5 protein-coding genes are annotated in these 9,569 nt (G+C 72.6%); 1 reads left to right on the top strand and 4 read right to left on the bottom strand.

The genetic code is table 11. From position 1 onward, the window contains the following. Positions 1–85: 85 nt before the first annotated feature. Both ABT112_RS19555 and ABT112_RS19550 read right to left on the bottom strand, forming a co-directional pair. On the bottom strand, positions 86–3,721 hold the full coding sequence (locus ABT112_RS19555; RefSeq protein ID WP_351511196.1) for a LamG domain-containing protein: 3,636 nt from the start codon (positions 3,719–3,721) through the stop codon (positions 86–88). Between the two features lie 86 nt (positions 3,722–3,807). Next, positions 3,808–5,340, bottom strand: a complete 1,533-nt coding sequence (locus ABT112_RS19550) for a VCBS repeat-containing protein (RefSeq protein WP_351511252.1) — start codon at positions 5,338–5,340, stop codon at positions 3,808–3,810. Positions 5,341–5,623: 283 nt separating this feature from the next. On the opposite strand from ABT112_RS19550, the gene ABT112_RS19545 reads away from it, so the two are divergent. Beyond that, entirely contained in the window at positions 5,624–7,774 is a 2,151-nt protein-coding gene (locus tag ABT112_RS19545) for a glycosyltransferase family 2 protein (RefSeq protein WP_351511194.1), read from the top strand. 263 nt (positions 7,775–8,037) lie between these two features. On the opposite strand, the gene truA is transcribed toward ABT112_RS19545, so the two are convergent. Beyond that, on the bottom strand, positions 8,038–8,916 hold the full coding sequence (gene truA / locus ABT112_RS19540) for a tRNA pseudouridine(38-40) synthase TruA (protein WP_351511192.1): 879 nt from the start codon (positions 8,914–8,916) through the stop codon (positions 8,038–8,040). Positions 8,917–9,003: 87 nt separating this feature from the next. Beyond that, positions 9,004–9,516, bottom strand: a complete 513-nt coding sequence (gene rplQ / locus ABT112_RS19535) for a 50S ribosomal protein L17 (RefSeq protein WP_351511190.1) — start codon at positions 9,514–9,516, stop codon at positions 9,004–9,006. Positions 9,517–9,569 lie beyond the last annotated feature (53 nt).

Here is a 9,569-nt window from a genome sequence, read left to right as displayed (position 1 = left end):
AGGATTCGATGGGTGGGCCCGAGTGCACCGGCACAGGTCCGGCGCACTCGGGCCAGGGGCGTGCCCGCCCCGGGGCCGCTCCGGGCTAGAGACCCGGCGCGGGGACCGGTTCCGCCATACGTGCCACCGCCGCCGGGTCGGCCGCACCGGAGTAGACACGCACCTCGTCGAGCGCACCGGCGAAGTGCTCGCGGCCGCCGCCCTGGGCGGAACGGCCGATCTGCAGCCCTCCGTTCGCGGCCCAGAGGGTGGTGTCGGCGGCACTCGCGGACGTGGCGAGCTGCCCCTCGACATAGAGGCGGAGCCGATTGGCGAACGCGTCGTAGACGACGGCGAGATGCTGGCCCGCCCCGCCGGTGTCCGGGAGCTCCCGGTCATCGGTCACCGATGTGACCTTGGCGCCGGCCTTGTTCTCCCGCGCCACCGCCAACTGCCAGCGTCCGGATGACGCGTCGTAGCGCACCGCGACCCGGTCCGCCGCGCTGCCCGGCAGAGAGAACACCGTCTGCGACTTCTCGGCGTCCAGCGAGGTCAGCTGGGCCCGTGCGGTGATGGTGAAACTGCTGGTCCCGTTGACCGGGGGCGCCGCCGTGGCAGCCCAGTCACCCGCGCCGTCGAGCGTCAGGTGCCCCGCGCCGACGAGGGGAGGCTCGGCCAGCGGGTCCGACGACCGGTACACCGTGGCGTCGCCGCCCAGCGTCAGCGGCTGCCCGCCCTGCTGGGCATCGGCGGACGTGCCGTTCGCGGCGCTGTCCAACGGCCAGTAGCCCTTGCGCTGGGGCTTCACCGTCATCTGCTCGGCGACCTGCTCCGGGGACAGCACGCGGTCGAAGGCCCGGACCTCGGCCAGATCCCCCTGGAAGGGATCACGGTAGCCGGACGGCGCCGTCGCCCGGCCGATCTGCAGGTCGCCGCGCGCCTTCCACACGGAGCGGCGCTTGGCGGTGCCCTGCACCTGCTGGTTGACGTGGATCCGCATCTCCGGACCGCCCGCGGCATGAGCGTCGTACACGCCGGTGAGCAGCACCCACTGGTCCTTGACCGGGACGACTCCCGCCTTCGCCTGCCAGGAACCCAGCGAACTCACGTCGCCGACCGGCGCCGAGAACGCCCAGGACTTGAGGCCGGCGTCGTACCCGAGGGTGAAACCGGGCTCTCCGGTTCCGTTCTGGCTGACCACCGCCATGTCGTGGTCCAGGGCGGTGGGCCGGACCCAGGCGCTGACGCTGAAGCTCGTGTCGCTGTCGAGAACCCCCGCCTCGGCGTCGAGATAGCCGTTCTCGGTTCCGTCGAACCGGGCGGCGAAGTCCGCCGTCCCACCGGGTCCGGGCACGCCGAACTCGACGCCCGGCCCCGCCGTCGCGGGATGGTCCAGCGTCTCGTCGTGAGCGGTCCCGGCCCCGCGCTCGTCCGCGAGGTTCCACTGGCCCGCGACCGGACGCCCCTCGGTGACGAGGAACCAGTGGTGCGAGGAACTGCTGGAGTGCTTCGCGCGGTCGTACGCCTCGACGGTCAGCGTGTGCCGGCCCGGCTTCATCGGAGTCCAGCTGACCGTGGCCGGTCCGCCCATCGGCTTCGCGGCCACCGGCTTCATCGGCTCCTTGTCGAAGCTGTAGCGGTACTCCGTGACGTCCTTGTCGTCGATGGAGTCGTCGGTGTTGGGAGCGAAGGTGAAGCTGCCGACCGTGCCGACGCCGTCGTGCCACTTCCCGTCATCGGGATAGGCCTTCGAGACGACCCCGGGAGCTCCGGGGACGGTCGCGTCGTAGATGAACTCGCAGCGCTGGGCGCCACCGTCGTAACTCCACGGTCCCCCCTGGGCGTGGTCGTGGGCGCGGGCACTCCAGTAGATCACCGAGCCCGGTTTGAGATCACTGATGACGGACTTCTTGACGGTGTGGTCGAAACTGGTCCCCTCGTTGGGCGCCTTGAATTTCGTGGTGGCCGTGTACGAGTCGGAACTGCCGTTCCTACGTGTCCAGTCGACCTTGAACTCCACCTTCACCTGCTCCGTGCGGTAGGAGGTGTGGTCCGGGTCCCGGGCCTGGGTACGGAGCTTCGGGCGCTCGTCGGTGAACGGCCGCCCGCTCCCCCAGGTGCACTCCTTTCCGGGGTTGGACGACATCCAGTCGACGTCGATCCTCTTCGGCGGTTTGTTGTACTTGACCGACAGGTGGGCCTTCCCGCAGATGCGCTTCCACCCGCCGAAGGTGTCCTCGTTGGTGGCCCGCAGCCCGAGCGACATCGAGGACCAGTCGCCGTCGGCCGCGGTCTGCAACTCCTTGAGGAGCTCCCCGCCCTCGAAGTGCAGATTCGGCTGGGCCCCGCAGGACGTCGGCTGGATCTTCCGGTCGACGGTCAGCAGCCGGTCGTTCCAGTCGTCCTTGGTGTTGGACCAGTTGCTCTTCGCGGTGACGGTGTAGTTCTTCCCGCCGATCCGGTAGAGACTGATCGGCTCCGCCCTGGCGTCGGCGTGGTAGACGTGCTCCACCCGTGCCGAGAAGCTCGCCTCGAGGATGCTCTTGCCCCGGTAGAACGACGTCGGCAGGGTGTAGAGCAGCCGCCGTACACCCACACCGTTGCAGGAGACCGGGTTGTAGTCCGTCGGGCACTTGCCCGCTCCCGCGCTCCCCTTGTACTTCCAGTCCGCTTCCGTCGGCATGCCGGACATCACGCCGGTCCAGGCCGTACGGGAGGTGGTCCGCTGGACCGGGTCGATGACCACGGGGAAGACTGTGTCCTCGCCGGTGAGCAGCGAACGGTCCGGGGTGAGGCTGAGCCGGTCCCCGGTCACCTCGACGTCGACGGGGGCGGTGCGGCCACCGGCCCCCGGGCCGTCGACGGCCCGCTCCGCGGACGGGTCCGCGGCGGCCCGGGAGGCCGAGGCCGGGCGCGCGGCCCGGGCGGCCGGAGCCCCCGACGGCGCCTTGCCGGGCCGGGCCGAGGCCGACGGGCCGGCCTGCGGCCCGGTGTCCGCGGAGTCCCACATCACGGGCTCGGCGCCCTCGAACACCGTGCCGCCGACCGCGGCGTCCACCGCGCGCAGGGAACCGTCCGCGGTCTCCTCGACGGTCAGCCCCTGGGTCCGCAGCCCGAACTCGATCTTCTTCAGCTCGGGGTTCCGGGCCGCCTCCGGTGTCTTGACCACCAGCAGGTGTGCCAGACCGTCCACCTCGGCGCGGGTCACGAGATCCACCCCGGGCAGGACGTCGGGGTAGGTCGCGGTGCTGCCCTCCACCTTCGGCGCGGGCAGCTTTCCGGCCCGCCAGGTCAGGGCGTACTCGCGCCCCGCCTTCCGCATCCGCACAAACGGTTCTTCACCGCCGTTCGAGAAGCGCAGGTCGACCGTGGCCGCCTTCGGGCCCCAACTCCCGTCCGCGCGCCGGACCAGGGCGTCGTCCACAGGGACCCACCGTCCGTCGCGGACCGTGCGCACCGGCTCGGTGTACTCGTACGCCGTGAACGAACCGTCCGGGTTGGCCAGCACCTCCCGCCGCTCCTGCCGGAGCGCGGCCACCTCGACGGGGTTCCCGCCGGCCTCGGCCGCCACCTGTGCCTGTTCCTCCGTCTGCTGCACCTTGGCGTAGCGGCCGGACGGTGTCTTCGCGGGCGCGGCGGAGGCCGCACCCGCGGGCACCGGTGTGCCGGTGTCCGGAAGTCCGGTGCCGCCGGCCGCCAGCAGCGCCGTCAGCACCCCCACCATGGTCGCAGTGCGGCGCACGCTGCGCCGTAATCGTTTGCTCTTCACGTCCCCGCCCCCGGGTTCCCCCGGCTCGTCCGTCCTGTCGTCCCCACGTCCGCCGGAGGTCACCGGACCACCGCCCCGAAGGCCCGTCCCACGGCGGGCAGTCCGCCCTCGCCCGGCTTCCAGGCGGTCACGGTCCCGGCGGAGCCGGCCAGGACGTCCGGCCACCGCAGGCCGTACACCCCCCGGTCGGCCGGCGCACCGTGCGGAATCCCCACATAGAGCTGCGAGGAAGTGGCCCAGAGGCTCGTCCCGAGGTACTCCCGCGGCCCCGGTGTTCCCGGCAGCCCTGCGTCGCCCTTGCCCACGGCGGCGTCACCGTCACCGGCCGCTCCCACCAGCGGGAAGATCTGCACCGAGCCGGAGTCGACGGCCTCCTCGACGTCCTCGCCGGGAACCCCCACGGCCAGCAGGACCGTGCTCGCCGTACCGACCGAGCCGGGAGCGGTGTTGACGGCGGCCAGTTGGCGGCCGAAGTAGTCACCGTCCTCGCCGACGCCGGTGACACCCGCCTCGGTCTGGCTGATGTCCGCCGTCTGCTGCGCCGTTCCGGAGGCCGTGACGTCCAGGACGACGACCCGGCCGGTGTCGGTACCGGTCGTGCTGTCCTCGCCGGGCGCCCCCACGGCGAGCAGCGAGTGGGTCGCCGACGCGGCACCCGACGGCCGGTAGGGAACCAGGGCCAGGGCCGAGCCGAACTGGTCCCCGGTCTCCGCGGACCCGCTGATGCCCGAGGTCTGGTCGAAGTCGGCCAGCGGCACCGGGATCCCGTCGCCGCTCAGCCGGTGCCCGAACACCCAGGCCGCCCCGGAGAACGTCCGGTCCTCGATGGCCTCGCCCGGGCCGCCCACCGCGATGTGCTCGGGTGACGCGGCGACCGCGGAGCCGAACCGGTCGTCCCGCTCCGCCGCCCCCGCGACACCGGGGCTCTCCTCGTGGATGCTCACGTTGACGCCGCCGCGCAGATAGTGCACGGTGCCGGCGTCCTGGGTGGCGTCGAGGTCCTCCCCCGGCACGCCGATGACCAGATACGGGTCTCCGGAGGTGGTGGCCCCGGCCGCCAGGGCGTAGCCGAACCAGTCCCGCTCCTCCGCGGCGGACGTGGCGATGTCGCCCTTGCCCGCCCCCTGGAACAGCTCCCGCACGGCGGGACCGGTCCCCAGCCCGCCCGGCGCGCCGTAGATCACCTGGACCAGGCCCGCTTCGGCTTCCTCGCCGAGGGATTCGTACGGCACCCCGACGGCCAGATCGCTGCACCCGTCCTTGTTCTCGTCGAGCACGGCGAGAGCGTGGCCGTAGCGGTCACCGGTCTCCGCGTCCCCCGGTACCCCGGCGGCGTCCTGGGAGAGCTCCGCGACCCCCTTGCCGCCGCCGTAGGAGATCCGGACCAGCCCCGCCTCCGCATGCCCCGCGACCGTCGCCTCCGGGTCCGCGATCGCGAGGTCACGCGTCCCGTCGCCGTTGAAGTCCACCGGTGTGCCGGCCGTGCACCCCGCGGCCGCCGCCGGCGGCGCGAGCGCGCCGGCCGGTGCGGACACCAGCAGGAGCGCCGTGGCCGCCCCGGCGGCCAGCCACCTCCCGCACGATTCCCCCATCACTGCTTATGCCCCCTCATGACCCTAAGTCAGCTGAATATTCACCTACCGACAAGCCGGCGACAAGAGGAGATGTCCGACAAAGAGGGACAGGAGTCATCACAGATCCATCACAAGATGACCGTGATGTAAAGGAATTGGATGCCAACTGAGCTGCGCCCAGCGGGAGATACGTACGATCGTTCGGAAGGCTCCGCCGCCCGGTGGCCCGCTGCCGTACCGAGACAGCACCTGCTGCGGGCCGTCCCGCGGAGCTCCCGCTGCCTGAACGGAGTGCGCTCCCTTGCCCGTCCCCGACGTCAGCATCATCATCGGCGCCTACAACGCCATGCCCTATCTCACCCAGTGCGTGACGTCGGTGGTCGAGCAGTCCATCGGGCACGACCGCATGGAGATCATCGCGGTGGACGACGGCTCGACCGACGGCACCGGCGCGGAACTCGACCGGCTCGCCGCGGAACACCCCGGCCTCATCCGGGTCGTTCACCAGGAGAACTCCGGTGGCCCGTCGGCCCCCCGCAACCTGGCACTCGATCAGTACGCCCGCGGCCGCTACGTCTTCTTCCTCGACGCCGACGACTACCTCGGCACCGAGGCCCTGGAACGGCTCGTCAAGGCCGCCGAGACCAACGAAACCGACGTGGTCCTCGGCCGCATGGTGGGGGTCGGGGGCCGCCGCGCGCCCAGCTCCATGTTCGGCCGCAACCAGCCGCGCACCGACGTCTTCGCCTCACGCGTGTACTGGACGCTCAACCCGATGAAGCTCTTCCGGCGCGACCTGCTGGAGCGTCACGGGCTCCGCTTCCCCACCGAGTACAAGATCGGCGAGGACGTCTACTTCACGGCGCTCGCCTATCTGCACGCCTCCGGCATCTCCGTGGTCGCCGACTACGACTGCCTGTACTGGGTCGCCCGGGCCGACGGCGGCAACATCACCGTCACCCACCACGACACCGACATGCGGATCCGCTCCCTGGACACCATGGTCGACCTGCTCGACGAGCACGTCCCCCCGGGCCCCGGCCGCGACCACCTGCTGCACCGTCACCTCACCGTGGAACTGCGCGACGCCGTGCTGCACATCCACCACGAACCCCGGCGCGAGGACCAGGAGAAGGCGCTCACCCGGCTCCGGGACGTCCTCGGCCGCTGCTACCACCCGGACCTCGCGGCCCGGCTGCCCGCCCTCGCCCGGCTCCGCTGCCACCTCGTGGAACACGGCATGCTCGACGAGCTGCTGGAGCTGGTGGAGTTCGAGATGGCCCAGGGCAGCACCAGCTACGGCATCACCGTCCGCGAGCGCACGGCCGGCACCAGCGCCCCCGGGGTCCTGGTCGAGCAGGGCCGCGTCCTCGCCCGCTACCCGTTCTTCCGGGACCCCGAGCGCGCCGTGCCCGACGCCTGCTACGACATCACCGACGAGGCCAAGGCGCGCCACCGGGTCGAGGCCGCCGTGCTCACCGGGAGCGAGCTCCGCCTCACCGGACACGCCCGGCTCCGGCGCGTCCCGACCACCACCGAGGGCCTGCGCACCGAACTGGTCCTCCGCGAGCGCGGCACGGGGGCCGAGCACCGGCTCCCGGCGGAGCGCACCCCGACCCCCGGGCTCGGGGCCGACGAGGACGCCGGAGCGTACGACTACTCCCGGGCCGGCTTCGCCGCGACCGTCGACCTCGCAACCGCCGCGGACGGCGCCGCGCTGCCCGACGGCCTCTGGGACCTCCACCTCGCGATATCCGTGGACGGCTTCACCAAGGAGATACGCCTCGGCAGCCGCCGCACCGAGGCCGTCCCGCACCGGCCCGCCACCCACCTCGTGGCCACCGCCGACGGGGCCGCGCCCGTCACGCTCTACTCCACCAAGCCCCACGGGAACCTCACCCTGGACGTCGGGGAGCGGAAGCACGAGGTCGCCCCGCTGCTCGGCGTCGGGGGCGCCGCCTGGTCGACGGAGGACGGAATCCTCACCGTCTCCGGGACCTGCGAGCTGGCCGGCCTGCCGGAGGGCACGCTCCGGGTACGCCTGACCGGGACCACCGGCACCACTGGGACCACCGGGACCACTGGGACTACCGGCACCACCGGCACCACCGGCACCACCGGCACCACCGGCACCACCGAGGAGATCGTCGTCCCGGTACCGGCCCCCGGAGGCGAGCCGGCCGCGCCGCTGTTCCCCGACGGCCGGTTCACGGTTCCCGTACCGCTGACCCGGCTGCCCGCCGGGGACTGGAGCGTGTCGCTGCACCTCGGCGCGGGCCCCGGGCGCTCCTGGGAGCTGCCCGTACCGGCCGAACCGAAGCTGCCCGCGGTCCGGTGGCGACGCGGCCTCCTGCCGCGCTACGCCAAGCCCGTCCCGAGGACGGAATCGCTCACCCTCCGTGTCGACCGGGTCAAGCCGCTCAAGGCCCTGCTCGCCCGGCTGGGCCGGTAGCGCCCGCTCGGCCGAGCCGGACACTGGGCAGGCCGAGCCCCCGCTCGGCCGAGCCGGACCGGCTGACCGAGCCGGACCGACCGGCACCCGGCCCGGCAGACCGTAATCGGTCCCGACCGCAACCGGGCCCGAGCGCAACCAGCTCCGCCCGCAACCGCTCCCTGCGCAACCGACCCACCGGGGACCGACCCGACCGCTCCCGGCCCGACCGCTCCCGACCCAGCCGGGGCAGCCAGGTCAGCGGGTCAGCCAGGTCAGCCGGGTCAGCAGCAGCCCGCGCCGGCCCCGCCCCCGGCAGGCGCGGTGCCCGGCAGGGAGCGCTTGTTCCGCGCCGCGAGGTTGCGGGCCGCCAGCTGGTCGTCCGGCGGGTAGCCGACCTCCTCCAGGGTCAGCCCGTGCGGCCGGACGACGTTCACCGCCGAGTGCCGCACCCGCCCCGCCAGGACCTCGCCCGGGAAGCCCACCGGCCGGTGCCCGTCGCCGACCAGCAGCAGCGAGCCCACCAGGGCCCGCACCATGTTGTGGCAGAAGGCGTCCGCCCGGACGGTCGCCACCGCGAGCCCGTCCTCGGTCCGCTCCCAGCGCAGGTCGAGCAGGGTGCGGATGGTGGTGGCGCCCTCGCGCTTCTTGCAGTAGGCGGCGAAGTCGTGCTCGCCGAGCAGCCGCTCCGCGGCCTCGTTCATCAGGCCGATGTCCAGCGGCCAGTCGTGCCACAGCACGTACCCCCGCCGCAGCGGGTCGACGCCGCCCCGCTGGTCACCGACCCGGTAGGCGTACCGCCGCCAGATCGCCGAGAACCGGGCATTGAAGCCCGCGGGGGCCTCCTCGACCTTCCAGACCCGGACGTCGTGCGGCAGCCGCCCCGCGAGCCGCCGCAGCAGCTTCTCCCGGTGCTCGTCCCACACCCCCTGCGCCAGATCCACATGGGCGACCTGGCCGCGGGCGTGCACCCCCGCGTCGGTACGGCCCGCCACGGTCAGCTCGACCGGCTCGGGCAGCCGCATCACGGTCTGCAGCGCGCTCTCCAGCTCGCCCTGCACCGTGCGCCGCTCCCGCTGGCGGGCCCAGCCGGAGAAGTCCTTCCCGTCGTAGGACAGGTCCAGCCGGACCCGGACGAAGCCGGGCTCCACGTCGTCGCTCACACCCCACGTTCCTCTCCACGCCGGACGCCGAACGGGCCCGCCCCCAGAAACTGGGAGCGGGCCCGTCCGTGCAAGCCGTCGGACGGCTCAGGCGTCCTTGGACTCCTCGGCGGCCTCATCCTTGGCCTCGGCCTCGACGGCCTCGTCCTTCTTGAGGTCCGCGGCGGCCTGGTCACCGGCAGCGTCCTTGGCGGAACGCTTGGTGGCGGCCTCGGCCTCACCGACAGCGGTCTGCTGCACGGTCAGGGCCTCGACCAGCTCGATGACCGCCATCGGGGCGTTGTCGCCACGACGGTTGCCGATCTTGGTGATCCGGGTGTAGCCACCCGGCCGGTTCTCGTAGCGCGGGCCGATCTCCGTGAACAGGGTGTGGACGACACCCTTGTCGCGGACGGTCTGCAGCACCAGACGGCGGTTGTGAAGGTCACCCTTCTTCGCCTTGGTGATCAGACGCTCGGCCACCGGGCGCAGCCGGCGGGCCTTGGCCTCGGTGGTGGTGATGCGGCCGTGCTCGAACAGCGCGGTGGCGAGGTTCGCCAGCATGAGCCGCTCGTGCGCAGCGCTGCCGCCCAGACGGGCGCCCTTGGCGGGCTTCGGCATGGTGTTTCTCCTCGTTGTCTGCACCGGCCGTATCAGGTACCGGTGTCAGGGTC

The sequence above is a fragment of the Streptomyces sp. NPDC002055 genome (assembly GCF_040296705.1).
Classification (GTDB): Bacteria; Actinomycetota; Actinomycetes; order Streptomycetales; family Streptomycetaceae; genus Streptomyces.
This window is presented reverse-complemented; position numbering and strand designations above follow the sequence as displayed.

Excerpts from the sequence above, each read along its gene's own strand:
- ABT112_RS19550 (WP_351511252.1), bottom strand. The coding sequence starts at position 5,340 with ATGGGGGAATCGTGCGGGAGGTGGCTGGCCGCCGGGGCGGCCACGGCG.
- rplQ (WP_351511190.1), bottom strand. The coding sequence starts at position 9,516 with ATGCCGAAGCCCGCCAAGGGCGCCCGTCTGGGCGGCAGCGCTGCGCAC.